Source organism: Methylocystis sp. S23, assembly GCF_054106005.1.
This window is the reverse complement of sequence record NZ_CM134185.1, coordinates 1,046,566-1,072,018: the sequence shown is the minus strand read 5'-3', so window position 1 is coordinate 1,072,018 and position 25,453 is coordinate 1,046,566. Positions and strand designations below refer to the sequence as shown.

The 25,453-nt window shown below is 63.7% G+C and carries 22 protein-coding genes and 1 pseudogene; 11 read left to right on the top strand and 12 right to left on the bottom strand.

The window, feature by feature from the left end:
* Positions 1-12: 12 nt before the first annotated feature.
* Positions 13-1,383, bottom strand: a complete 1,371-nt coding sequence (locus tag ACV7JP_RS05510) for an ankyrin repeat domain-containing protein (protein ID WP_457798218.1) — start codon at positions 1,381-1,383, stop codon at positions 13-15.
* The gene (locus ACV7JP_RS05505; RefSeq protein ID WP_457798217.1) at positions 1,370-2,656 is read right to left on the bottom strand and encodes an NAD(P)-binding domain-containing protein; all 1,287 of its coding nucleotides are present in this window, start codon (positions 2,654-2,656) and stop codon (positions 1,370-1,372) included. The genes ACV7JP_RS05510 and ACV7JP_RS05505 overlap by 14 nt, the downstream gene beginning before the upstream one ends.
* A gap of 216 nt (positions 2,657-2,872) precedes the next feature.
* Here ACV7JP_RS05505 and ACV7JP_RS05500 point away from each other — a divergent pair, with 216 nt between their 5' ends.
* The 5 genes from ACV7JP_RS05500 (at position 2,873) to ACV7JP_RS05480 (ending at position 9,061) form a co-directional block, all read left to right on the top strand.
* Positions 2,873-4,438, top strand: coding sequence for a cytochrome c3 family protein (locus ACV7JP_RS05500; RefSeq protein WP_457798216.1), 1,566 nt, complete (start codon positions 2,873-2,875; stop codon positions 4,436-4,438).
* A gap of 109 nt (positions 4,439-4,547) precedes the next feature.
* Complete coding sequence (locus tag ACV7JP_RS05495; RefSeq protein ID WP_457799039.1) at positions 4,548-6,527, top strand: heme lyase CcmF/NrfE family subunit; 1,980 nt, start codon at positions 4,548-4,550, stop codon at positions 6,525-6,527.
* Complete coding sequence (locus tag ACV7JP_RS05490; protein WP_457798215.1) at positions 6,524-6,973, top strand: cytochrome c-type biogenesis protein; 450 nt, start codon at positions 6,524-6,526, stop codon at positions 6,971-6,973. Before ACV7JP_RS05495 ends, ACV7JP_RS05490 begins: the two co-directional genes overlap by 4 nt.
* A 2-nt stretch (positions 6,974-6,975) precedes the next feature.
* On the top strand, positions 6,976-7,974 hold the full coding sequence (locus tag ACV7JP_RS05485; RefSeq protein WP_457798214.1) for a tetratricopeptide repeat protein: 999 nt from the start codon (positions 6,976-6,978) through the stop codon (positions 7,972-7,974).
* A 253-nt stretch (positions 7,975-8,227) separates the two neighbouring features.
* Positions 8,228-9,061, top strand: coding sequence for an outer membrane protein (locus ACV7JP_RS05480; RefSeq protein WP_457798213.1), 834 nt, complete (start codon positions 8,228-8,230; stop codon positions 9,059-9,061).
* A 63-nt stretch (positions 9,062-9,124) separates the two neighbouring features.
* Here ACV7JP_RS05480 and ACV7JP_RS05475 read toward each other — a convergent pair whose 3' ends face one another.
* Positions 9,125-9,325, bottom strand: a complete 201-nt coding sequence (locus tag ACV7JP_RS05475; protein ID WP_457798212.1) for a hypothetical protein — start codon at positions 9,323-9,325, stop codon at positions 9,125-9,127.
* Between the two features lie 273 nt (positions 9,326-9,598).
* Here ACV7JP_RS05475 and ACV7JP_RS05470 point away from each other — a divergent pair, with 273 nt between their 5' ends.
* Entirely contained in the window at positions 9,599-11,149 is a 1,551-nt protein-coding gene (locus ACV7JP_RS05470; protein WP_457798211.1) for a SulP family inorganic anion transporter, read from the top strand.
* A 126-nt stretch (positions 11,150-11,275) separates the two neighbouring features.
* Here ACV7JP_RS05470 and ACV7JP_RS05465 read toward each other — a convergent pair.
* From ACV7JP_RS05465 to ACV7JP_RS05435, 7 genes and pseudogenes are all read right to left on the bottom strand, one after another.
* Positions 11,276-13,143: pseudogene (locus ACV7JP_RS05465) on the bottom strand (methanol/ethanol family PQQ-dependent dehydrogenase).
* 710 nt (positions 13,144-13,853) lie between these two features.
* On the bottom strand, positions 13,854-14,645 hold the full coding sequence (locus ACV7JP_RS05460) for a TonB family protein (protein WP_457798210.1): 792 nt from the start codon (positions 14,643-14,645) through the stop codon (positions 13,854-13,856).
* A complete protein-coding gene (gene exbD / locus ACV7JP_RS05455) occupies positions 14,642-15,073 on the bottom strand; it encodes a TonB system transport protein ExbD (RefSeq protein ID WP_457798209.1) in 432 nt (143 codons plus the stop codon). The genes ACV7JP_RS05460 and exbD overlap by 4 nt, the downstream gene beginning before the upstream one ends.
* 6 nt (positions 15,074-15,079) lie before the next feature.
* Positions 15,080-15,859, bottom strand: coding sequence for a tonB-system energizer ExbB (gene exbB / locus ACV7JP_RS05450; protein ID WP_457799038.1), 780 nt, complete (start codon positions 15,857-15,859; stop codon positions 15,080-15,082).
* Between the two features lie 29 nt (positions 15,860-15,888).
* On the bottom strand, positions 15,889-16,572 hold the full coding sequence (locus tag ACV7JP_RS05445; RefSeq protein ID WP_457798208.1) for a Fe2+-dependent dioxygenase: 684 nt from the start codon (positions 16,570-16,572) through the stop codon (positions 15,889-15,891).
* A gap of 6 nt (positions 16,573-16,578) precedes the next feature.
* Complete coding sequence (locus ACV7JP_RS05440; RefSeq protein ID WP_457798207.1) at positions 16,579-17,259, bottom strand: Fe2+-dependent dioxygenase; 681 nt, start codon at positions 17,257-17,259, stop codon at positions 16,579-16,581.
* Between the two features lie 11 nt (positions 17,260-17,270).
* Complete coding sequence (locus tag ACV7JP_RS05435; protein WP_457799037.1) at positions 17,271-19,727, bottom strand: TonB-dependent receptor domain-containing protein; 2,457 nt, start codon at positions 19,725-19,727, stop codon at positions 17,271-17,273.
* Here ACV7JP_RS05435 and ACV7JP_RS05430 point away from each other — a divergent pair.
* Both ACV7JP_RS05430 and hemP read left to right on the top strand, forming a co-directional pair.
* Positions 19,648-20,058, top strand: a complete 411-nt coding sequence (locus ACV7JP_RS05430) for a hypothetical protein (RefSeq protein ID WP_457799138.1) — start codon at positions 19,648-19,650, stop codon at positions 20,056-20,058. The genes ACV7JP_RS05435 and ACV7JP_RS05430 overlap by 80 nt on opposite strands.
* A 64-nt stretch (positions 20,059-20,122) precedes the next feature.
* Positions 20,123-20,314: a hemin uptake protein HemP gene (gene hemP / locus ACV7JP_RS05425; RefSeq protein WP_457798206.1), complete on the top strand. Its 192-nt coding sequence runs from the start codon at positions 20,123-20,125 to the stop codon at positions 20,312-20,314.
* A 91-nt stretch (positions 20,315-20,405) separates the two neighbouring features.
* Here hemP and ACV7JP_RS05420 read toward each other — a convergent pair whose 3' ends face one another.
* The gene (locus tag ACV7JP_RS05420; protein ID WP_457798205.1) at positions 20,406-20,834 is read right to left on the bottom strand and encodes an MORN repeat-containing protein; all 429 of its coding nucleotides are present in this window, start codon (positions 20,832-20,834) and stop codon (positions 20,406-20,408) included.
* A gap of 15 nt (positions 20,835-20,849) precedes the next feature.
* Positions 20,850-23,051 carry a carboxypeptidase-like regulatory domain-containing protein gene (locus ACV7JP_RS05415; protein ID WP_457798204.1) on the bottom strand — a complete coding sequence of 734 codons (2,202 nt, stop codon included), beginning with the start codon at positions 23,049-23,051 and terminating at the stop codon, positions 20,850-20,852.
* A 237-nt stretch (positions 23,052-23,288) separates the two neighbouring features.
* On the opposite strand from ACV7JP_RS05415, the gene ACV7JP_RS05410 reads away from it, so the two are divergent.
* Genes ACV7JP_RS05410 through ACV7JP_RS05400 form a run of 3 tightly spaced genes read left to right on the top strand, consistent with a single transcriptional unit; the run spans position 23,289 to position 25,449 of the window.
* Positions 23,289-24,713 (top strand): aryl-sulfate sulfotransferase, encoded by a 1,425-nt coding sequence (locus ACV7JP_RS05410; RefSeq protein WP_457798203.1) that lies wholly within the window; start codon positions 23,289-23,291, stop codon positions 24,711-24,713.
* A 22-nt stretch (positions 24,714-24,735) separates the two neighbouring features.
* Positions 24,736-24,912: a hypothetical protein gene (locus ACV7JP_RS05405; RefSeq protein WP_457798202.1), complete on the top strand. Its 177-nt coding sequence runs from the start codon at positions 24,736-24,738 to the stop codon at positions 24,910-24,912.
* Between the two features lie 36 nt (positions 24,913-24,948).
* Positions 24,949-25,449: a cupin domain-containing protein gene (locus ACV7JP_RS05400; RefSeq protein WP_457798201.1), complete on the top strand. Its 501-nt coding sequence runs from the start codon at positions 24,949-24,951 to the stop codon at positions 25,447-25,449.
* Positions 25,450-25,453 lie beyond the last annotated feature (4 nt).

Below are 25,453 nucleotides of genomic sequence, written 5' to 3'. Positions count from 1 at the left end.
TCGCAAAGGGCGTCAGTTCAGCAATCGGCCGCGCGTCTTTTCGTCGCCTGCGAGCTCGATCGCGGTCTCGCGCTTCTTGTTCCGCAAATTCCGATCCGCGCCATTGGCGAGGAGCGCGCCGACAATTTCATCATGACCGCGCTCGGCGGCGGCCATCAAGGCGGTCATGCCCAGCGCGTCACGCAGATTCGGGTCCGCTTTGCGGGCGAGGGCTTCGCCGACAAAGCGCTTCAGTCCGCGATGCGCGGAAAGAATCAAAGGCGTCTTGCCGGTTTCCGTCCGCGCGGAAACATTCGCGCCGGCGCGCATAAGCGTCAGGGCCGCTTCTTCCTTGCCTTGTTCCAGGGCCGCGAGAAGCGGCGTATAGCCGAAACGGTCGGCGGCTTCAGGCGACGCGCCTCTTGCGAGCAGCGCGGCGACGACCCAGCTATCGCCATGCCGCGCCGCGATCCAAAGGGCCGTCCGTCCCGCATGGTCGACGGCGTCGATCGGCTCGGCCTGCGACAAGAGATTCACGACGCCGGCGGAGCAAGCGGCGGCCGCGCGCATGAGCGGCGTCTCGCCGTCTTTTTGCGAAAGCGCCCGGGCGCCTTTCTCTCGCAGGCGCATGAGCATGGCGGCGTCGCAATTCCCGGCGGCGAGGAAGAGGGCTGAGTTCAAGGAGGCCTGCTCTATTTTGCCTGTGGCGAGAAGCAGCGCGGCGGCGTCCAATCTTCGATTCCTCGCCGCGAGAATGAGCGGCGTTTCGCCGCGCCGATCCTGCGCATCCGGATCGGCGCCGCGCTCGATGAGGAGTTTCGCAGCGTCGGCGCGTCCCTCCAATGCAGTCGCCATTAAAGGCGTGCGGCCGTCCGCGTCCCTGGTCTCGATCGAGGCCCCGGCGCGCAAAAGCGCTTGGAGAGCCGGAAGATCGCCCCTCGCGGCGGCGTCCGCGACTCCGGCGGTTCCGTTGCGAGCCGTGGCGTCCGGCGACAAGGCGAGTTGCGACAAGGGCGGCGCGCGTCTTGCAATCGTCGGCGGCGCCTGCGGCGGCCGTTCCGAGATCTTCGCGAGCAAGGCCGCCGCCCGCTTGTCCTTCACGGAGGCCCTTTGCAGCCACTCGCGCGCTTTCTCCAAATCGAAAGGCGCGCCCCGCGCCGCGAGCAGCATCTTCGCGAGTTCGTATTGCGCGGCGGGCAGCCCCTTCTGCGCCGCTTCCTGCATCCAGCGAAAGGCCAGCGCGGGATCTTGCTCCTTGCTCATGGCGGAGCGGTAGTAATTCGCGCGTTTCAGGAGCGCCGAAGCGTCCGCGGCGACGGATTTGAGCGATTCGGCGGCCCGCGCTTCGATGCAGGCGCATAGCGCCAGCGCGAGCGGCGCAAGCCGCACTCTATGGAACGCCATATTTCGTTTCGATCTCCACGCCCATGCTGCGCAGGAATTTGGCCGGCGTCTCGCCGCCGGCGCAGACGATCACAACGTCGTTCTTGAGGCGGCGCGTCGCTCCCGCGGCGCGAAGCGTCACGGAATCCGGCTCGATCTTTTCGACGACCGACGAGAGAAGCGTTTCGCATGTCGAATGCGAGAGTCGCATCCGATTGGCGCGCTTCGCACGGTTGAAGGCCTCGCCGCGATAGGAAAGCGTGACCTGCGTGTCTGGCTGCGCGGCAAGCGCCACGGCGGCCTCGAGCGCGCTGTCGCCCCCGCCGACGACGAGCGCCCGGCAGCCCCGATATTGTTCCGGATCCACGAGGCGGTAAACAACTTTGGCGAGATCCTCGCCGGGAACGCCGAGCTTGCGCGGCGCGCCTTGCCGGCCCAGCGCCAATAAAACCGCTTGCGCGCGATAGACCGCCTTTTGCGTCGTCACCTCGAAGATCTCGCCCGTTCTCGAAACGCTTTCGACGCGTTCTCGCTCGTTGACGACAAGTCCGCTGCCTGAGGCCGCCGCCTCGAAGATCGCGATCAGCTCCTCCTTGGAGACTTCGTGACGGTCGATCGCGCCAATCGTCGGCAGCGTGAAGGGCGCCGTCATCACGAGCTTTCCGCGGGGATAATGCGCGACCGCCCCGCCCAATCTCTCCTGTTCTAGAACGACGAAGCGCAGGCCTTTTTCCATCGCCGCGAGACTTGCGGAAAGTCCGGCCGGACCGCATCCGACGATCACAAGATCGAGCGCGTCGCCTCTCGGCCTCGCATTTGCGCTGATCGATTCGATCGCCTGTCGTCCTTGTTCCACGGCGTTACGCACGAGGCCCATTCCGCCGAGCTCTCCCGCGATATAAATCCCGGGCGCATTCGTGCAAAAATGGGCGTCGACGGATGGAAGCTCGACGCCCCGCTTTTCCGTGCCGAAAACCAGGGCGATCGCATTTGTGGGACAGGCGCTCTTGCATGCGCCATGTCCGATGCAATTGGCGGCTTCCACCAATTGAGCCTTGCCGTCGATCAATCCGAGGATATCGCCTTCGGGGCAGGCCCGTACGCAGGCGCCGCAGCCAAGGCAGAGGCCTGCGTCGATTTTCGGATGAAGGGTGGCGGGTTCGACGAGCCCGGCCTCCTGGGCCGCCGCGAGCCTCGCCGAATTCAAGCTTTCGATTCTCTGGCGGCGGGCGACATAGATCGTCCAGGCGACTGCGAGCGGCACTCCATAAGCGACAAATGCGGCTGACGCCATTACGCTTGCCCTCTCTTACGCATTACTCTTTACCGAGAGCTGACCCCTATCCTTGAACGCCAGCTTCTTGCTCTCGAACCGGCGAAATTGTGAGACCTGCGCGACAATATTCGGGTTCCTTTATGATCAGGCGGTTATCGGGCCGCGCGGCCGCGCTATCGCCGTTTTCGCGAACAAGAAGGCCATGATCTTTCCAGGCTGAAGGACGAAGGCGAGTTGCGAGTTTCGGGTTGGATCGCGTTTCTGGTCGCCGTGACGCTATGTTGCGCCGGTCTCGCGCATGCCGACAATCTTGTCGAGAGCCTCGTCATCCCCGGGCCGTTGATAAAAGGCCACGAGAAGCTGGAGAAGGAATGCGAAAAATGCCACGAGCCCTTCTCGCGCGCTTCGCAATCCAGGCTCTGCCTGGATTGTCACAAGGAGATTGCGAAGGATCGCGCGAACCATGTTCGCTTTCACGGGCGAGATCGACTTGCGAGCGTTCAGGACTGCAATCATTGCCATGTCGATCACAAGGGCCGGGACGCCGATATTCTGTCTCTCGACCGGGAGGCGTTCGATCACGGCCTGACGTCCTATCCTTTGCTGGGCGCCCATCGGACGGCGGCTTGCGACGGGTGCCACGCGCCAAAGACGCCCTTTCACAAGACGCCCTCGCGATGCGTGGATTGTCACAAGAAGGCGGACCCTCATAGAGGCGAGCTGCAGGACTGCGATGGCTGCCATGAGCCGTCGAGCTGGCGCGCGCTCAAGAGCTATGACCATGGGAAAACGAAATTCCCGCTGAGAGAAGCCCATAAGGACGTAGCATGCGCCGCCTGCCATATTGGCCAAGCATATAAGGGGATTTCGACCGCCTGCGGCTCCTGCCATCGAATTCAGGATGTGCATAACGGCCGCTACGGCGAAAAATGCGAGAACTGCCACAATGAGAGGAAATGGAAAGAGGCGCGGTTCGATCATGACCGAACGCGGTTTCCTCTTCGCGGCGGCCACGCCCAGACAAAATGCGACGCGTGCCATACGGGGGCGCTCAACGCGCCGCTTGGGACAAGCTGCGTCTCTTGCCATAAGGAGCAGGATCCGCATCGCGGCGATCTCGGCGAACGTTGCGAGCGCTGTCATGGCGAGAGCGACTGGCGCAAGATTCATTTCGACCACGCTCAATCGTCCTTTCCGCTGCTCGGAAAGCACGTCGCGACGCCTTGCGCCGACTGCCATGTCACGCCCGCTTACAAGGAGACTCCCAGCGCCTGCCAGCAGTGCCATAAGGACGTTCATCATAAGGGGCGGCTCGGCGCGGAGCCCCGCTGCGGCGCCTGTCACAATGCCGAGAGCTGGCGCGCCGCGACTTTCGACCATGCGCGGCAGGCGCATTACCCGCTGACGGGCGGGCACGCGAAGCTGGCTTGCGCGGCCTGCCACAAGGAGCCGAATCCCACGACGCTCAAGCTTCCGACGGCATGCGAGAGCTGCCACAAGGACGATCATCACAAGGGCCGCCTCGGCGCGTCGCCGAAATGCGAGACTTGCCACGATACGTCCGGCTGGAGCCATTGGCGTTTCGATCACGCGCGACAGACCAGATTCCCGCTTGTCGGCCGGCATGAAGGCGTCGCCTGCGAGGCCTGCCACAAAGCCGTCAATCCGCCGAACCTGAAGCTGTCGATGGAGTGTTACGCCTGCCACGGCAAGCAGGACGCCCACAATGGCGCATTCGGGCGATTCTGCGAGCGGTGCCACACGCCGACCGGATGGCGGAACGTCCGGATTCCGAATTGAGGGCCAAAGCTCCGCCAGAAAGGAGTCACCAGAAAAGCTTATTGCGGCGCCCTTTTGCGCCTCAATGCCATGGCTTGTTCGTCAGGGGGAAAGAACGGACAAATCACTGATAACGGCTCAACTCGGTCACTATGCGCTGCTGCTGGCGTTCATGCTCGCGCTCGTGCAAGGCGCGACGCCTCTCCTGGCCGGAACACGGCGCGATCCCGCGATTGCGGCGCTCGCCAGGCGCGCGGCTGTCGCGCAATGCGGCGCCATCCTCGTCGCCTTCGCGGTCCTCAGCTATGCGTTCGGCTCCTCGGATTTTTCGCTCGCCGTCGTCGCGCAAAACTCCCACACGACGAAGCCGGCGCTCTATAAATTCGCGGGCGTTTGGAGCAATCACGAAGGCTCCATGCTGCTGTGGGTGGTCATTCTCGCGCTCTTCGGCGCCTTCGCCGCGCGCCGCGGCCATAATATCCCCAGCCGGCTTCTCTCCTTGGCGCTCGCCGTTCAGGCGACGATCAGCGCGAGCTTTCTCGCCTTCATCCTGCTCACCTCCAACCCCTTCGCGGTTCTGGCGCAGCCGCCGGCGGAAGGCGCCGGGCTCAATCCAATTCTGCAGGATCCCGGCCTCGCCTTGCACCCGCCATTTCTCTATCTCGGCTATGTCGGCTTCTCTATGGCCTTTTCCTTTGCTGTCGCCGGCTTGCTGGGCGGCGGCCCCAGCGCCGCCTGGGCGCGTTGGGTGCGGCCTTTCGCCCTTGCCGCCTGGTGCTTCCTGACAATCGGGATCACTCTCGGCAGCTTCTGGGCCTATTACACTTTGGGCTGGGGCGGCTGGTGGTTCTGGGATCCGGTGGAGAACGCTTCGCTCATGCCCTGGCTGGCGGGCACGGCCTTCCTGCATTCGGCGATCGTGATGGAGCGTCGTCATGCGCTCGCCGCCTGGACGATTCTTCTCAGCGTCGTCACCTTCTCGCTGAGCCTCGTCGGCGCCTTTCTCGTGCGCTCGGGCGTTCTCTCGAGCGTCCATTCATTCGCGCAGGATCCTTCGCGCGGCCTCTTCATCCTGGCGCTCGTCGCGACGACGACCGGAGCCGCGTTCGCAATATGGGCGTGGCGCGCGCCGACGTTGGAGAAAAGCGCGTCCTTCGCGTTCGTCAGCCGGGAAAGCGGCCTCGCCTTCAACAATGTGTTGTTGAGCGCCGCGGCGTTCACGGTCTTTCTCGGGACCTTCTATCCGCTCGTCGTGGAAATGATCGGCACGGATAAAATCTCCGTCGGCCCGCCTTATTTCGCGCGCACCTTCGTTCCGATCGGCGCGACCGTCGTCGCCGTCATGGCGTTCGGTCCGGCGCTCAGATGGAAGCGCGACGGGCTGAGCGCGGCCTTCGCGCGGTTGCGGCCCGCCGCGCTCGCGGCGTGCGGCGTTCTGGGCGTCGTCCTCTGGATCGGGCGGGACCTCATCCCGGCTTTCTTCGTCGCTCTTTCGGCATGGCTGGTCATCGGGTCTCTTGTCGCGCTCGCACGCCGCCTTCGACTCTTCGAGGCTTCCGCCGCGACGTCCTTGAGCCTCGCGCGCGCCACGCCGGCGGCGATCTACGGATTGATCGTCGCCCATGCGGGGGTTGGGATCATGGTCGCCGGAATGACAGGCGTCACTTTCTGGTCGAGCGAAAACATCGCGCTGATTCGCCCCGGCGAAATGCTTCGTCTGGGAGACGCCGAATTGCGCCTCGAATCCATCGGCGATGTCGACGGCCCGAATTATCAAGCTCAGCAGGCGCGATTTACGTTGAAGCGAGACGGCGCCTTCAGCGCTCGCCTCGTCAGCGAGCGGCGCTATTTCCCCGTCCGGGATCAGGTGACGACCTCGGCGGGGATCCAAACCAATCTGATCGAGAACTTCTATGTCGCGCTCGGGGAGGCCGGGCAGGACGGCGCGTGGACGGTTCGCTTTTATCGCCACCCGCTGGCGCCGCTGATCTGGACGGGCGCCCTGATCATGGCGCTGGGCGGATTCGTCGCGCTCGGCGACAAAAGGCGCCGCCTCGGCGCGCCTTGCCGAAAGGCTGCTTTCGTCAATGAAGCGGAGCAATATTCATGAAGCGCTTCTTCGTCGCTATGGCGCTTTGCCTGTCCGTCACGACCGCCATCGCCGTGACGCCGGACGAGATGCTGGCCGACGCGACGCTCGAAGCGCGGGCGCGCGCGCTGGGGCGGGAGCTGAGATGCGTGGTCTGTCAAAATCAAAGCATCGAGGACTCAAATGCGGCGCTCGCGCATGATCTGCGCATGCTGCTGCGGGAAAGGCTCTCGAACGGCGACAGTGACGAGGCGGCGATCGAATATATCGCAGCGCGCTATGGCGACTTCGTCCTGCTGAAGCCGCCGATGAAGGCGGTGACGGCTTTGCTCTGGGCGGGACCGGCGCTCTTCCTGCTCGGCGCCCTCGCGCTTTACCTGAATCTCATGCGGCGCGATTCCTCCAAGCTCGCGCCGTTCACCGCCGCGGAGGAAGCGAGACCCGCTCGCTTCGAAGAGCGAGAGTAAACATGATCCTTTGGCTTTTGTTGACGGCGATGACCTCCATCGCCGCGGTGTTCGTCGCCGCGCCGTTCCTGCGCGACTGGGAGACGCGGCCCGACCCTCGTGAGCGCGACATGGAGCAGCTTCGGGAAATAGAAGAGCACGGAGATAGGGATGCGGCGCCTCGACGCGGGAACGGATCGGCTCTCCTGTCGGCAAGGGAACGAGCGCTCGCGGCGATCGGCGTCGCCGGCGTGGTCGCGCTCGGCTCGGTCGGGTTGTTTGCGGTTACCGCGGGGCAGGCGCCGTTGGCTCGGAGCGAGGCGGAAGCCCCCGCGATCTCTCGCGAGGCGCGGACGCCGCCGGTCGAAGAGATGATCGGTCGCCTCGCTCGCCGTCTGCAGGATGAGCCGAACGACGTCACGGGATGGCGCACCCTCGGCTGGGCGCGGCTTCAGACGGATTCATATGCGGAAGCGGCGGCGGCTTACGCCAAGGCGATCGAATTGCAGCCGCACGCCGCGGATAATTACAGCGCGCGCGCCGAGGCGCTGATCAGGGCGTCGCGGGACGAGGTGACCGCCGAAGCGCAGGCGGCCTTGGATGCGGCGCTGGCGCGGGATCCGAAGGACGCTCGCGCCCGCTATTGGCAGGGCGTCGCGAAGAAGCAGAGGGGCGATGAGAGCGGCGCGCGCGAAATATGGCGCGGCCTGCTAACGGAAGGCGCGGAAGGCGACTTCGCGTCGGAGATCAACCGGCAGGTCGCGGCGCTGGAAGGCGGGACCGCCCCGCAAGCGCAAATGGACGAGGCGGCGATGATCCACGCCATGGTCGATGGGCTCGAACAGAGATTGTCGAATTCGCCCAGCGACGCGCAAGGGTGGATCAGATTGATCAAATCTCGAATGGTTCTTGGAGAGATTGAGAAGGCGCGCGCCGCCCTGGAGCGTGCGCTCAATTCATTTTCCGGCGATGTAGAAACGCGTCAGCGTATTGGAGAGGCGGCGAAGGAAGCGGGGCTTTAGAGCGCCGCCTTGCGCGCGGGACGAGCACCCGAAGGCGGCGCGCTTCTAAGATCGCAAAGTCGACCAATTATCGCTTCATTCAAACAGGGTCGGGGCCACATAACAGCCTGATAAATCAATTTTATTTTAACTCGCGCTCAAGGTTTGGGCTCTCGTCTTCTTGAAGAGAAGGCGCGGCGCGCGGCCCATCCTTGCGCAATCAAGAAGGAGATGCGCGAGCCGACGCGTGATCGTGTGAGAGGAGTATGCGTATATGCGTAATTTAGCAGCGGGGATCGCCGCCGTGATGGCGATGGCCGGTCCAGCCATGGCCGCTGATTTGCCGAAGAGGCATCAGGAACCGATCTTCACGCCCCCTCCGCCACCGCCTCCGCCAATGTGGACCGGCTTTCATCTCGGCATGAAAATGGGCTACGGCTTCAACGCTTCACGGCAGCATATCGACAGCATGCGCTTCGAGGGCGGCCTCCCGACGCCGATCAGCGAAGCATGGTCCTATCCGGGACCGTCCTGGGCCGGTTTCCAGGGCGGCGGAGAAGTCGGCTACGACTATCAATGGAGCAATTTCGTCGTCGGCGTCGAGACCGACATTTTAGGGACGAACATGTCGGGCGGCAGTTGGGGCGTGGGACCGATTTATCCGGGCGCGAACTTCGCGTGGGACGGTCGCACCGACATCAGCGTCCCATGGTATGGCACGGCGCGGGGGCGCGTCGGCTATCTCGTGAGTCCGACCTTTCTCGTTTATGCGACCGGCGGCCTTGCCTATGGCGGCGTGAAGCGCCAGCAATATTTCCTGGACAGCGACGCGGATATTGGTTTCGGCCGGCGCCAGTCGACGAGCCTTGGATATACGGCTGGCGCCGGCGCCGAATGGATGGTGGCGCCCAATTGGAGTCTCAAGGGCGAATATCGCTACACCGATCTCGGCGGCGGATGGTCGAGGCCCGACGCGGCGGGCCGCGCTCTCAACATCGCCGAGATCACGCCCGGAATCGCCGCGCAGCCGCCCGTGTTCAAGTCATGGAGCGTCCCGAATGCGGACTTCCATAGCTTCCTTGTCGGCGTCAGCTACCACTTCAATTGATTCCGGCCGAAGTCGTCGCCGCCGCGCCGTGCTGCGACGACGGCTTCTGCATGCGTCGATGCGTCAGGGCGCCTGACGCTCCTTCGCCCGACGCGCTCTCTCCTCCAAGGCGGCGTCGATAAGCGCTCTGATGTCCGGGCGGATCGTTCTCGTGCCCTTCTCGACGAGGCCCGGCAACACGCCGTCGCGGATCTGTTGCGACCTCAATCGGCGCTTCGCTTTCGCGAGGCGGGCGGCTTCGTCCTGGTAAGGTGTCTTGCGCATTTGAGCGATGTAGGGCGCCGCGCGCAATCGCGACACCCTTGGTCGCGCGTTTTCTCATTGGCGCGATCGCCAGCATGTGAAGCGATATGCGCCGCCAACCAAAGGCTCGGCGGCGCGAGGCCGGATCGAGGCGGGAATCAAAGCAGGCGGTTCAAGGCTGGCATTCGTCGCCGGCAAGCATATTTCACAGCACATTGCGGCGGCGCGCCTTCACTGAGGCGCGCCCGAGATCCTCGGAGCCGCGTCCGGGAGCGGGAGCGGCTCGTGAATGCGGTGAACAGGCTTCTTGGCGGCTTGCGGGAGTCCTGGGCGCATGACGTCCTTGCTTCGATCGTCGTGTTCTTCGTCGCGCTGCCGCTCTCCATGGGCGTCGCGATCGCGTCGGGGATTCCGCTGGAGAAAGCGGCCTCCGCCGGCCTGGTGACCGCGATCATCGGCGGTCTCGTCGTCGGGCCTTTGTCGGGGAGTCCCCTTCAGGTCAGCGGTCCCGCGGCGGGGCTCGCCGTTATGGTCGCGCTATATGTGCAGGACTTCGGCTTTGAGGCGCTCGGACTGATCGTGTTTCTTTGCGGCTTGGCGCAATTCGCGGCCGGGCTCTTGCGCATGGGGCCGATATTTCGCGCCGTTTCTCCCGCCTTGATACAAGGGATGCTCGCGGGAATCGGCGTCCTCATCTTCGCGTCGCAGTTTCACGTGATGGTTGACGACTTTCCGCCGGGAACAGGGCGAGAATTCGGGGGCGTCATCAATCTTTGGCGGCTGCCGGAGGCGATTTGGAAAGGCGTCACGGAACCCGTGCATCAGCCGGCGGCCTTTCTGGGACTGCTTACCATTTCCATTGTCGCGCTCTGGGTCTTGTTCGCGCCGAGAAAATTGAGGCTGACGCCGGCGCCGCTTCTCGGCGTGGTCGGCGCGACGGCCGTCGCGACAATGCTCGATCTCGACGTCAAGCGCGTGCCGGTGCCCGACCGGCTACTCGACGCCATTGACCTCCCGGCGCTGGACACGCTCAGCCGTCTGCGGGAATCCGCGATCTGGCTCGCCGGCGTATCGCTTGCCTTTGTCGCGAGCGCGGAATCCTTGCTCACCGCGACCGCCGCGGATTCCATGCAGCGCCATGCCGAGCGCACGAAATATAGCCGCGAACTCGCGGCGCAGGGCGCAGGCAATATGCTATGTGGGTTTCTGAACGTTCTTCCGATCACGGGCGTGATTGTCCGCACCTCGGCGAATATTCTCGCCGGCGCTCGAACCCGGCTGTCCGCCTTTCTGCACGGCGTCTGGATTCTGCTCTTCGTGCTCGTCTTTCCCAACGCGCTGAGCATGATTCCGGTGGCGAGCCTTGCGTCCGTCCTCGTTTATACCGGCGTAAAGCTGGCGCGGCTCCAATTCCTGAAGGCGCTCTGGAAAGAGGATCGATTCGAGGCGCTCGTCTACGGCGTTACTTTCGCGGGAGTCGTCGGGCTTGATCTGCTGACCGGGGTTCTCATGGGGATCGGACTCGCGCTTGCGCGGCTGATCTATACTTTCTCGCATCTCAATATTTACACGCTGCGAGAATCCGGCTCCGACGTCATTCACGTTCACCTGGTCGGCGCCGCAACGTTCATCCGGCTCCCGCAGCTCGCGGCCGCGCTCGAACAGCTGCCGGCGCGGTCGGACGTCCATATGCATCTTCCCCAACTAAGCTATGTCGACCACGCCTGTCTCAGCCTTCTCGTCGAGTGGGGCGAGAGACACGAAGCCGAAGGCGGCGAAGTCCATCTCGACTGGGACATTCTTCGGAGCCTCTTCGCGGAAAGGGCCTGGCGCGCCGACTCATAGCGCACGCGAAAAGGCGGAAAACCGATTTTTGCGAGAAGCGCGCTCTAAACGATGGCGCCCGGCGTGACCCTTAGATGAGGGGAACGCCGAGCGCCAGTTTTTCCCGGTGCGACCTTACGTCCTGCTTTAGTTGGGCAGGGCGAAGACGGTCAGCACGCCGCCGAGGGCGGTGTAATTGGCGAGCGAGGCGTAGTTGCCCACCGCGCCGAGGCCTTCATTCGACTTCGACAGGCCGGCCGCGAGGCCGATGCCCGCCCAGCCGCCGACGCCCGACAGAACCGCCACATACTGCTTGCCGGCCGATTCATAGGTGATCACGTTGCCGATGATGCCCGACGGCGTCTTATACTTGTAAAGCTCCTTGCCGGTCTTCGTGTCCACCGCCTTCAGATAGCCCTCAAGCGTCCCGTAGAAGGTCACCCCGCCATCCGTCGACACCGCGCCGCCCCAGGCCGAGAACTGCTCCTTGTTCGACCAGACGATCTTGCCCGTCTTGGCGTCCCAGGCGATGAAGTTGCCCGTGTGGTTCGTGCCGTCGCCCAGCACCTTCCCCGCCGGGAACATTTCCAGCGTCGCGCCGACATAGGGCTGGCCCGCCGTGTAGCTCACGCGGAACGGCTCATAGTCCATGCACACATGGTTCGTCGGAACCAGGAACAGGCCCGTCGCCGCATCGTAGGAAGCCGGCTGCTCGTCCTTCGACCCCAGCGCCGCCGGGCAGACGTTCTGCGTGTTCGTGTCCTCGCCATTGTGCTGCGTCGAATATTTGTCGACGACCAGCGGCGCCCATAGGTCTTGGACGACTTGTCCAGATCGACCTTCGTCGCCCAGTTCACCGCCGGATCGTATTTCTCGGCGACCAGCAGCTCGCCATTGGTGCGGTCGAGCGTATAGGCGAAGCCGTTGCGGTCGAAGTGAACGGCGGTCTTCACCGTCTTGCCGCCAATGTTCTGGTCGGCGAGGATCACCTCGTTGATGCCGTCATAGTCCCATTCGTCATGGGGCGTCATCTGATAGACCCACTTCACCTTGCCGGTGTCGAGGTCGCGCGACCACAGCGTCATCGACCAGCGATTGTCGCCCGGGCGCTGCACCGGGTTCCAGGTCGAGGGATTGCCCGAGCCGTAGAAGATCTGGTTCAGCTCCGGATCGTAGCTATACCAGCCCCAGGTGGTGCCGCCGCCCGTCTCCCACTGATTGCCTTCCCAGGTGGTGATGCCCGAATCCTTCTCGACCGGCTTGCCGAGATGGGTGGTCTTGCCCGGCTCGATCAGCGTGTCGGCGTCCGGGCCCATGGAGTAGCCGCGCCACACCTGCTTGCCGTCCTTGATGGAGTAGGCGGTGATGTGGCCGCGCACGCCGAACTCGCCGCCGGCGATGCCCACCAGCACCTTGTCCTTGAACACATGCGGCGCCGCGGTCGAGGTCTGGCCCTTCGCCGGATCGCCGTTCTTCACCGACCAGACCAGCTTGCCGGTCTTGGCGTCGAGCGCGATCAGCGTCGTGTCCGCCTGGGCCAGGAAGATCTTGCCGTCGCCATAGGCGAGGCCGCGATTGACCGTGTCGCAGCACATCACCGGAACCACCGACGGGTCCTGCTTGGGCTCATATTTCCAGAGGATCTGATGCGCCGGGTCCTTCGCGTCCAGCGCGTAGACAATGTTCGGGAACGGCGTGTGAAGATACATCACGTCCGTCGTCAGCGTCTTCCCCGACGAATCCGTCACCGAAACATTGTTGAGAACAAGCGGAGCCCCCTCATGCCCCCGCAATACGCCCGTCGAAAACTGCCAGGCGGGCTGAAGGCTCCCCACATTGTCGGCCGTAATCTGCTTGAGACCGGAATGACGGAGATTGGCGTAGTCGCCCGTCGGCGACACCCATTGCTTCGGGTCCTTCGACAGCGTCAGCAATTCGTCGACGGACGCGGTTGCTGCGGGAGCGGGCGCGGGAGCCGCCGGCGCCGGCTCGGCGGGCGGCGCCGAGAGCGCAATGGCGGCGGGGGGCTTGGGCGACGAAGGTTCTTCAGCCTCCGCGCTTTCATGCGCCGGCGGAGCCTTCGCGCCGGGCAAGGAGTTGCCAAGAAAATACACGCCGCCTCCCGCGAGCCAAATGACCGCGGTCGTAACAAGAAGATTTCGCGTATCCGGTTTCATGTTTCTCTCCCTATCATGCGGCGATTCTTTCCCGCGCCTGGCGAGGCGCCGCTCAAAGCTGTTCTTCTCTCCGGGGGCCGCGCCAGCAGTCCGCTCCGCATTCTCCGCGCTTTTTTAACTGTCCCTGGGCAGCGCGCAATCGTTTCGGGAGCGGGCCGGCCGCTTCCGGCGCGCGGCTCGGCCGTCAAAGCCGCCGCCGAGCCGCCAAATCTTCCCTTCTCATTGATTCGCCGACAGTTTCTAGCAAACAGGAAATGTTAGTGCATTGTCGGGCTTTCGGCCAGTGCAGGCGGCGGCGCGGATTGGCGTTTCAACCGGAGCGGAGCAAGGGAGGGCCATGCGTCCATGCGTCGGTCTCGTCCTTCGCGACAATTCTCAGCCCTGCTTGCGGGCCGGGCGCGCAATGGCGATGGACGCGACGCGGAGAGCGACGGGAGGCGAGCGTCGTCAGAGGGGCGGAGGATGCGCAGGGCGGATGGCGGCGCGGTCCGGCATGTTGCGCATCGCGCGCGCCGCGCCACGGCGCCCGTTGTCGGCCGCTTAGCCTTCTATCGATGATCCGCGCGAAACTGAACGGGCACCTCGAACGACAAGCCTTCATCCGCGAGGGCGGGCGGCGGCGCGGGCACAGGGTCGGCGCGCCGCATCATGGCGAGGGCGGCCTCGTCAAAAGCGGGCTGGCCCGATGAGCGCCGGATATCATAGCTGAGCACATGGCCGCGCCGATCTATGACGAAATGGACGCTCGCCTCCGCGGAACGCCTGCCGCCGCCCGCGGGATAGCGCTTCGCGCGGTTGAGGTGGGCCATCAACGCCTTCCGCCACGTCAGCTTGACGGCGTTCGCGGCGGCGTCCGCGCCATTCACCGGCGCGGCGGGGCGATCGGCCTGCTTTACAGCATCCGATTTCGGCGGAGCCGTCGCTTCGGACGCCGCGGATTCGCTGGAGACGATCTGCTGGGCCTGCCGCGACTTCTGGTCCTCGACAGGTTTGTCCGGCTTGGCGTCGCGCGACAGTTCGGCGTCATCGGCCTCCGCCCTCGCTATTTTCTCTTCGTTGCTTTCCTTCGTTTCAGCGGAGGCGACGGAGGGCGCCGCGGCGGCGGTCTCGTCGGTGACGGGGCCGGGAGGAAGTTCGGTCGGCTCAACGTCGCGCGCCGCCACGGGCTCGAGCGAAAGCTCGATTGCCGGCGCGCCTGTCGCGTCGTCTTCGAGATCGCCCTGCAAGGTGAGGAGCGCCGTCGCCGCGCCCCCGGCATGCAGGAGGATTGCGCAAAGGGCGGCGACGCTCCAAAGGCGGTTGCTGGGAGTTTCCTTAAGAAGAGCCGCCGCGCCGCTCATTTCGCGCCGCTCGCATCCTTGCCGCCGGCGTCGAGCGCGACGAGGGCAACCTTCAGAAAGCCGCCGGCGCGCAGACGCTCCAGCACCGCCATCATTTCCCCATAGGGGACCGCGCCGTCGGCGCGAAGATAGACGCGCTTGCCTTTGTCGCCGATCTGCCTTTCGAGCGTCGCGACAAGATCGTTGCGCTTGACGGGCGTATCGCCGATCGCGATCGCGAGATCGGATTGGATCGTCACATAGACGGGCTTTTCCGGCTTTTCATGCGGCGCCGCATTGGAGGCGGGCAGATCGACCGGCAGATCCACGGTCGCGAGGGGCGCCGCAACCATGAAGATGATGAGAAGGACCAGCATCACGTCGATGAAGGGCGTGACGTTGATCTCATGCGTTTCCTGAAGGTCGCCTTTGCCGAGATGCGCCGCCATGATCCCTTACTCCGCCGCGTGGATTTTGCTCGCGTGACTTCCGCGATCGAGATCGCGGGAAACAATGCGCAGCAGTTCGCCGGAGACATTGGAGACGAGTTCGAGATAGGCGCCGGTCTGGCGCGCGAGATGATTGTAGATGAGCACGGCGGGAATGGCGGCGAAGAGGCCGATGGCCGTCGCGAGAAGCGCCTCCGCGATGCCTGGCGCGACGACGGCGAGATTGGTCGTCTGCGCCTTCGAGATGCCGATGAAGCTGTTCATGATGCCCCAAACGGTTCCGAAAAGGCCGACGAACGGGCCGGTCGAGCCGACGGAGGCGAGAAATCCCGTGCCGCGCTTGATCGACAGCGCCTCGGCGCGCTCGACTTCCGCGAAACAGGAGGCGACGCGCTCCTTGACGCCGGGGCCGGAGAGAATGTCGGAAGAAAGCTTCAATTCGCGAGTCGCTTCCGAAAGGAGAGCGGCGGTCAGACGGTCGCCATTGCCCAAGGCGAGACGCGCCTCCGAGAGTCCGCGCGCCTCGGCGAGCTTCGCGATGGCGTCGAGGGCGCGCTGACGCGCGCGCTTCAGCTCGATCGTCTTTGCGATAAGAACCGTCCAGGTTCCAATCGAGGCCAGCAGCAACCCGATCATCACGATTTTGACGACGATGTCGGCGTTCGAAAACATCGTCCAGACCGAGAGGTCGTGAGGCTTGGTCGCCGCGATGGCTGCGTCGAGCGCGTGAGCGGTAGGGGAGCCCTGAGCCCAACTCGTGGAAATGAACGCTTCGAGGGAAAGCATTCCCAGGAACGCCGAACGCATCGTGATTTTCATGCTTCCGCCCATATCCGAATGAGGTTGTGGTAGATTCCGGTCAGCCGGACGCAAGCCGGGTCGCCTGCGCCAAGCCGACTGCTCAAGGACTGGATCGCCTGGTCCAAATCGAACAGCAAAGCGCGGGCCACATTGTCCCGGATCATGCTTTGCAGCCAAAAAAAGGACGCCACGCGTTCGCCGCGCGTCACTTCACGCACGAAGTGAAGGCTTGTCGAAGGGTAAAGAACGAGATCGCCCGCGGCGAGCTTCACCTCCTGTCGCCCCGCGCGATCTTCGATCACGAGCTCGCCGCCGTCGTAATCTTCCGCTTCGGAAAGAAAGAGCGTGCAGGAAAGATCGGTGCGAATGCGGATCGCCGTGCCGGGAACGCCGCGTATCGCGTTGTCAACGTGAAGACCGAAATTATGTCCGACGCCGTAACGGTTGAACAGCGGCGGGAATATCTTGTGCGGAAGCGCCGCCGAAACGAAGGTTGGACAATTGGCGAGGGCCTGCAAGACATGCTCTCCCAGTTCCCGCGCCGCCGCGCCGTCCTGCGGCAATTGCAGATTGTTCTTCACGAGTGAAGATTGCGAGCCGGCCGTCATGCGTCCGTCCTCCCACGGCGCGGCCGCCATCGTCTCGCGGAAGAAGGCGACCTGCTGTTTGTTCAAGACTTCGGGGATGCAGATCAGCATGGGCGGCTACGCTTCCCCCCAGATGCGAATGAGGTTGTGATAGACGGTCGAGAGCTTGCGCATGTCGGGATCGTCGCCGCCAATGCGCGGCGACAGCTCCTGTATGGCCGCGTCGAGGTCGCAGACGAGATCGCGCGCTTCATCCGACTGGATCATGCTCTGCAGCCAGATAAAGGACGCGATGCGCTCCCCTCGGGTGACCGGCGTCACCATGTTCAGGCTGCCGGCGGAAAAGAGCACCACGTCTCCCGCCTGCGGCTTGAATTTGCGGGACCCGAAAATGTCTTCGACGATCAGGTGGCCGCCGTCATATTCCTCGGGCTCCGACAAGAGAAGCGTCGCCGCGAGATCGACGCGGATGCGCGCGCCGGTCATCGCGTCTCCGCGCACCGCATTGTCGACATGCGGATCGTAACGATCTCCCGCCTCATATTTCTCGAACAGAGGCGGGAAGATTCTCAGCGGGATCGCCGCCGCGACGAAGGCTGGACTGGCGAGCAGGGCCGCCGCCGCCGCCGACCCGAGCTTGCGCGACAATTCGGAGTCGGGCGGAACCTGGCGGTTCCGCTTCGCCGTCTTGCTGGCGCCTCCGGACGACGCGCCGTCCTCCCACGACGCGCCGGCGAGCGCGTCGCGCAGCCGCAGGACTTCCGCCTTTCCGAGCGCCCCTGGAACATGCGCGAGCATCGTCGCTCCTCCTAAAACTTCACATGCGTTTCGAGATAGACGGCGCGCCCCGGAGCCACCTGCGTGTAAGGCGTCGCCGTCTGATAAAAGGCGTCGTAATAGGTGCGGTCGAACAGGTTGCTGACCGTCAACTTCACGCCGACATTTTCTGAGATGTTCGCTTCCCCGAAAATATCGAAGCGCCAATAGGACGGCAGGATCGTCGGCACGTTCAGGAAAGGGTTCGCGGCGGTCGGCACGATCACGCCGGCGGCGTTGATGCCGGGCGCGCCATTGGCGATGATGTTGTTGCCGCCATAGATTTTCGAGCGGTAGATCACCTGCCCGCCGATCTCCAGCCCGTTCATGCTCAGACCGATCAGATCGCCGAACTTGTATTTCGTCAGCAGGCTGAAGGATTCGTGCGCGATATTGGCGAGCTGCAAGCCGATATTCGACCGGACATAGGAGTTGGTGGCTTTCGACTCCATGATCACCAGGCCGCCGATGGCGCTCCATCTGTCGGTGATGTTGCCCGCGAGCTCAAGATCGACGCCTTGAATGTAATAGGCGGCGTCGCCGGTGGTGACGCCCGCATTCACCTCGCGCGCGCCGCTGACGTCGGTTCTGAAAAGGGCGCCCGTCGCGAGCAGGTGCTCGAAGACCTGCCACTTCACGCCGATCTCCTTGGCGCGATTATATTGCGGCGGGAAGATCTGCGCGGCCGCCGACAGGCCGCCATAATTGGCCGCGCCGCCGTCAAGCTCCGCGCCGACCGGATTGCTCGAGGTGGCGTAGGCCGCATAGAGGCTGACGTCCGGCAAAGGCTTCAACACCAGGCCGGCGTTGTAATTGACCATGAAGGAATGGTTCTGCGCGAAGGTCGTATAGCTCTCGTTGCGGCTGGTGATGTCGTAATCGTCAAAACGCACGCCGGCGTTGGCGATGACGACGTCCTGATAGTTCGCCGTCTCGATCAGATAGCCGGATTTCGTATCGACGGCGATGCGCGTGACGTTGGGGTTTCGGTAAGGCTCGTTCAGGAATGGCAGATAGGTGCAGGGGAGGAAGAGATTGCAATTGAGCTGGCCGGCGACGATCGGCTGGCCGTTGAATTCCGAGTTGAGCCCCTGATAGTTCGTGCGCGTCACGCCCTCGCGGGAGAACTCCACGCCGGCGACCGCCTCGTGCTTGATCGGACCCGTATCGAATTTGATATTGGCGTCCGTCTGATTGGCGAGGACGTTGGTCACCTGATAGCGGCTCTGCGCGCCGATCGTCACGGTCCGGGCCGCCAGATTGCTGTTTTGCGTCAGCGTGCCGACATAATCGATCATCGAGCGGCCCTGACGGAGCCGGCTGCTCAGCGTCAGATTCTCATTATAGCGATAGGTCGCCGTAAAGGTCCCGAAGTCCTGCGTATAAACCGAGAAGTCGCGGTTGATCAGTCCGTACCAAACGTAACGCGGGGTGATCCCTTCCGGATAGGGCCGGTTCTTCGCGCGGTTGTAGGGCACGCCGAAGTCCGGCAGGCCGTTCTGATAGACATGCGTATATTGCGCGGTGAGCGTTAGGTCCTCGATCGGCTTGAACACGACAGAGCCGGCCACGCCATTGCGGTCGTCGGTGACGAAGCTGCGGCCGGCGACGTTCGCGTCCTGGAAGAGGCCGTTCAATCGCACCGCCAGGATCGGGCTGACGACCTTGTTGACGTCGAGCGTGAAGCGCTTCGTCTGGTCCGAGAAGCCGCCAAGCGCGCGGAAATCCACGAAATCGCTTATGGTGTTCGCTTGCTTGGTGACGATGTTGATCGCGCCGCCGGAGGTGCCGCGCCCCGCGAAGGTCGATCCCGGTCCGCGAAGGATTTCCACCTGCTCGGTGTAGAAATTCTCGCGCACATTGACGCCCGGGTCGCGGATGCCGTCGACGAAGATGTCGTTGCGCGCGTCAAAGCCGCGAATGAAGAAGCGGTCGCCGAAGGCGTTGCCGCCCTCGCCGGTTCCCAACGTCACGCCGGCGGTGCTGCGGCCGATCTCGCGCAGGTTCGTCGCATTCTTGTCCCGAAGAACTTCCTTGGTCAAGACAGTTACGGTCCGCGGCGTATTGAGGATCGGCTGCGTAAACTTGTTGGATTGCAGCCGAACGGCGCGGTAGGGCGCGACCGGATCCGCGTAGGGGTCCCTTTCCGCCTGAATGAAGAGCGGAACGCTCGGAGCCGCGCTCGGCGCGCCGCCGCCGGCCCCGCCCGCCGCCGTGCTCGCGGAGGTCGGGCCGGAGCGGCGCTGTCCCGTCGAAGCGTGACTTTGCGCCGGGTGATGCGCCGGCTGCGGCCGCGCAACGACGGCCGGGGTCGGTTTCGGCTTCGCCGGGACCGCCGCCGGACGCGGCTTCTCGCGCGGGGCGTCCACCTTGACGGGCGGCAAGGTCGTCGACGGCTCCTGGGCGCGCGACGCGTCGACCCCCGAGGCGACAAGCGCCGCGACGCCCAGCGCGGTCGCGGCGGTTCCGCCGCGTAAATTCGCGCCCGTCGAAAAATTGCGCAGAGACCTGAGGGAAAGAGGTGACTTGATCGAGCCTTTTATGCGTTCCACGGAATCCGCCCTCCAGCCGATGAGCGTTGTTTCATTGGCTGGCTGGCTGAGCGTGGCGCTTGGCTGGCTGGCTATTCGTCTCGAGCGAGACAATCAATTTATAGGGACGATCCATCTGCTCAATCAATTGGAAATAACATTGCGTAATTTGGAAAATCTCCAAATAGAAATGACGGAATGCTTACAGGACAAACGCATCAATGTCTTGTTGACGACATTGCGAATGTAGAAATATTCCAATCATCATGTCTTGCTATTGACGGGTTCAGCGTAGCTGTTGAACTTCTTTCCGCATGAAGGAAAAAACAAACGCGCCGAAGCAGCAGGACGCGGCGAGACCGTCCGAGACCCGGAATGCGAGCCAGGGGCTCGAGTTCGACGCGCATGAGCTGCTTGGTTCCGGAAAGGAAGCGATCATCATTCATGCGGGCGAACGCTATCGCTTGCGCATTACGGCGAACAACAAGCTCATTCTAACGAAATAGAACCCTCCCGATTGCGGCGCGATCCGGACGCCCGGCGCGGGACGCTCGCTTGCGGCTTATTCCGGGATCACCCCGAAGCCCGGCTCGCCGTCTACCGCGCCGGCTGCGCGCTGGCCGCGCCGCCGGCGAAGGCGCCGTCGATCCATAGGCCTTCCTTCAGCACCTTGCCGGTTTTGTCGGTCAGAACGCCGTGGCCGTTCGGCTTGTCGTTCTTGAAATCGCCGGTCCATTTGCTGCCGTTCGGGCTTGTATAGACTCCGGCGCCCTCGCGGCGATCGGCGACGAATCCGCCCGTATAACGCTGGCCGTCGGGATAGACCATGGTTCCCTGCCCATGTCTCTTGTCGTCCTTGAACGCGCCGACATATTTCGACCAGTCGTCATAGATGTAGGAACCCAGGCAATCGGTCCAGACGACCTTGCGGCTCGTCGGGCAGGGCGGCGGCTCGCTTTGGGCCGCCGCCGAGAGCGTCATCGCGATCGAAAGCAGGAGGGTTCCCGCAACGGACCGTGCAAGCATCTTCGGCCTCCGGAATCAATGGGCGAGCGGCGAGGGGCGTAGCTGGAAGTTCACGACCAGCGGCGCCGAATAGGTTTCCGGGGTCTTGCCCGGCGCGCCGGGAGCGGGAGCGTCCAGCGCCTCGATATGGAAGGGCGTGCGATTGCCCGATGTGGCCCAGAGGCCGCGGCCCTTCCACCCGGCGTTTGGATCGTCGATGCGCCCGTCGACGCCCTTGGCGTAGAAGCCCATCGGATAGGGCACGCGCAGCTCCACGATCCGGCCGTTCACCAGCGCATGCAGCGAGTCGGACTGATTGCCGGTCGCGAACGGCGTATTGGGTCCGAGGCCGAGAATGTCGTGCTGGTCGACCCAGGCGTAATAAGGCGTCTCGGCCGAACCGGGCGCCCCGGCGAAGCCCGGGCCCGGCAAAGGATAGAAGCTCCAGCCTTCCGGACATTTCTCGCCCTTTTCGGCGTCGGCGCCGTTGAGCGGGCCTTTGCATTTGCGGCGGTCGAAGCTTGCGAGATGGCCGCTGCCGAGCGCCGCCCAGAAGACGCCGTTGCGGTCGACGTCGGCGCCGCGTATGCCGTAGCCCGGCGGCGGGACCTTGTAGATTTCCGTCAGCGCGGTCTCCGGCGGATTGACGCCGAGCGCGACGCGCACGGCGTAGCCGGGGAAAGTGAGATTGGAGCCCCAGACCGATCCGTCCGCCGGGCTCGCCGACACGCTGTAGAGTCCATAAGGGACGCGCGTGTCTTTCGCGGGATCGGCGGGCTTGCCCGGCTGGTTATAGTCCTCGCTGCGCTTGCCGTCCCCATTGGTGTCGACGACGAGCGCGGTCCATCCCTGCGACCGCGCGCTGTCGCCAGTCTCCCAGAACTTCTTCGTGTTCACCCAGCCGAGGATCGCAAGCTCTCCCTGGCCGACATTGTTGAGGAAGAGCGTGTCATTCTCGTCCTCGGCGAAATTCAGATGATGCGAACCGAAGCACGTATCGATGAAAGACCATTTCCCGGTCTTCGGATCATAGACCGAAACCTGTCGCGCATTGCCGATGAAGCCCTCCCGCTTGTCGGGAAGGGGATAGAGCTGCGCGGCGCGGATGGGCGACGCTTTCGCGCAATAATCCGGCGTGTTTCTCGGCGAACGCGCTTGCGCGGCGAAATAGACCCGGCCTTGCGAATCCATGGTCGGCGTATGCGCGTTGAATCTGGAGTTCCAAAGGATCTCCCTGCCGAAATAGGGCGAAGGCTCGATCACGGGATTGGCGAGGAGCGAACTCGGCGCGTCTTTATCGCGGAGCTGCGCCGGGAGTAGCGACTTCGTCTCCTTGATCGGATCGAGGACGGGAATGTCGTCGCTGCCGAGCTCGGTCGCGCCATAGATGAGCCCGTACGGATTGACCGTCGGCTTGCGCTTGTCGGTCAAAGCGAGGTCGTGAAGATAATGTCTCGCGTCGGCGTAATCGCGTACGGTCAGGACGATATTGCGCTCGACGCCCGAGGGGCGCGGCGGCGTTTCATGTGGCAATTCGCCGGCGGCGATGCGGTCGGTCCAGTCCGCGAAGAGGGCGAGCTGGCCGCCCTCGGCGGAATCGAGCCGTTCGACGCCGTTGATCATCGCCGCGCCGCCTTGTCCAGACTGCAAGCGCCGGCGCCAGGCGTCGACGGAGGAGGGGAAATGGCCGAGCGAGGCGGGGAGCGTGCGCGTCGCGACATTGCCGAGCTGGTGGCAGGGGCCGCAGCCATTCGTCTTCACCAGATCGAGCCATTGCTCCTGCGACTTGAAATTTTCGGGCACGCCATTGCCGCTCGCGCCCGTGCCGGGAAACTTCTCGCGCCCCGGAACCTTCAGCAAGGAGAGCCAATAGATCGGCGGATAATATTGAGCCGCCGCCGAAAGGCTCGGGGCGACGATCGCCTGCAGATCGACTTTTTGCCCACGCTCCGCATCGACTTTCGGCGAGTCGACGAGGCCGTAGCCGCGCACCCAGAGGCGATAGCGCGCCTTCGGCAGATCGGGAATGACATAGCGGCCTCGTTCGTCCGTGACGACGATCTTTGCGAAGCGCACGCTGAATTCCGTCGTCTCCGCGATAACCCAGACTCCCGCTTCGGGACCGACGCGGCTCGTCACCACGCCGCCAATGTCGTCCGAGTCGAGCGCGAGGGTTTCAGCCGACGCCGTCGCGAGGGGCAGCGAGAGGATCAGGCCGAGGGCGAAGGAAGTTTTCATTGCGATTTTCCTCGAAGCGGACGCTCGCGAATTGCCGCGGCGCGGCGCAAGCTAGCATGATAAATCATATCCACAAGAAGGATAATTTAAATCAGCGAAAATCCAGGCGGCGCGCATCTATGGATGTTGTCACATGAAAATAGGTAATTAAATTCGTGACGGGAACAGCCAAGTTGGTTATTGCATATTAAAAAGGTATGATTATAATCGCATCGTTCTCGCGATGGGAGGTGGGTCATGGCTCGTGCCGCTGCTTGCGCGCTCAACCGAAACGACGGCGGAACACGACGGTTCCTTGCTTTGGGCGCGGCGGCCTTCTTTTTCTTCGCCTTGCGCGCGGGAATTCCGGCGCATGCCGAACCGAGCGTCTATCCGACCGGGACCACGATCTACGATCCGGCGCACGCCCATAATTCTTTCGTGCTTTTTCCCGGCGGCGACGACGTTTCGCGTCTCATCGACCTTACCGGCAAGGTCGTACATGAGTGGCGATATACGGGGCAGCCGGTCGTCTATGTCGACCCGTCGCTGATCGGCGGCGCGCGGGGCCATGTCCTGGTCTCGCTGGAGACGGAGGAAGGCAAAGGCGCGGATCTTGTGCCGGGGCGCACCCAGACGCGCATCCGCAAGACGGTTGGAGAGGTCGATTGGGACGGAAAGAAGGTTTGGTCCTTCGGCGCCAGCGCGCCGGGCGGCCGCGCCCGGCAGCATAACGACATTGCGCGCCTGCCCAATGGCAATACGCTGGTGCTCGCGAATGTGCTCTATCCGCTGCCGGGCTTCGCCGCGCCGCAGGTGCTCGACGACGTCGCCTATGAGGTCAATTCGGAAGGCGACATCGTCTGGACATGGGCCGCCTCGGATCATCTCGACGAGATCGGCTTCGCTCCCGAGGAGCTGAAGCTCGTCAAGGCGTCGAAAAACGCGGATTTTCTTCACGTCAACAATCTCAAGCCGGTCGGCCCAAACCACTGGTTCGACGAAGGCGATCAGCGATTCGCGCCGGACAATCTCATTTTCGATTCACGCTCCGCCAATTTCATCGCGATCGTCGATCGCAAGACGGGCAAGATCGTCTGGACGCTCGGCCCGCATTTTCCGCCGGTCGCGGAGGATGGCGGCGCGGCGGCGCGCAAGATCCCGCGTCCGGTCGATCAGATTTCCGGACAGCACGACGCGCATATCATCCCTAATGGCCTGCCGGGCGCCGGCAATCTGCTCGTTTTCGACAATCAGGGCGAGGCGGGATACCCGCGCGCCGCCATTTCCTATACGGGCGGCTCGCGCGTGCTGGAGATCAATCCGATCACCAAGGAAATCGTCTGGCAATATACGGGCGGGAGCTCGGGCCAGCCGGGATGGGCGTTCAGAAGCACGCATATCAGCAACGCCCGCCGCTTGCCGAACGGCAACACCTTCATCGACGAAGGTCAGATCGGCCGGTTCTTCCAGGTGACGCCTGCGGGCGAGATCGTGTGGGAATATATCAACCCCTATCCGCGCCGCGGCAAGGATCAGGACGGCCGTGCGACCGTCAACTACTCGGTCTATCGCGCGCAGCCCGTTCCCTATGAATGGGCGCCGGAAGGAACGCCGCATGACGAAAGCGCCGTGACGCCCCCGGAGAATGCGAGCTTCCATATTTCGGCGAAACAAAAATAGCTCAAACGAGCGAGGTCGAATCATGTTTCATGTCTATCTGGTCAAGATCGGCGCGAGCCATGTCGGCATCGTCGCGCACGGACCCGAAGGCTATCGCTTCTACGCCATCGAGCAGGCGTTCCACGAGCTCGAGGACCTTGTCTTCGACAGCGCGGAAGACGCGCGGAGCGCCGCCGCGATACTTTCGGACCGGCTGTGAGCCTGAATGGCGGAAAAGCTTGATAGGATATCGACCATGCTCAAAATCATGAACGCCGCGATCGGCGCCGGCGCCGTCGCGGGTCTGGCCGTCGCGCTCCAGATCGTCATTCCCGGCGTCGCCGAAACGACGGACGGCTTTATTCGCCTCCTGCCCGAGCAGACGCCCTTCAAATCCCCGCTGGGCGCCGGGCCGTCGCAAGCGATCATCTATGGCGATCCCTCGAAGCCCGGCGTTTACGTCGTGCGAAACCGCTTTCCGCCCGGCGCGCATTCCAATCCGCATTTCCATTCGCAGGACCGGCACGCGACCGTGATCAAGGGCGTATGGTATACGGGCGTCGGCGAAAAGATCGATTTCAACGCCGCCGTGCCGCTGAAGGAGGGCTCCTATATGCTGCACCCGGCCAATGGCGTGCATTGGGACGGGGCCGGCGAGGAAGAAGTGATCGTCCAGATCGTCGGGGTCGGGCCGGTGACGACGACGCCTGTCGGCGCCCATGATCCGCAGAGCGGCAATTGGCCGAAGGCGAAATAGAGGC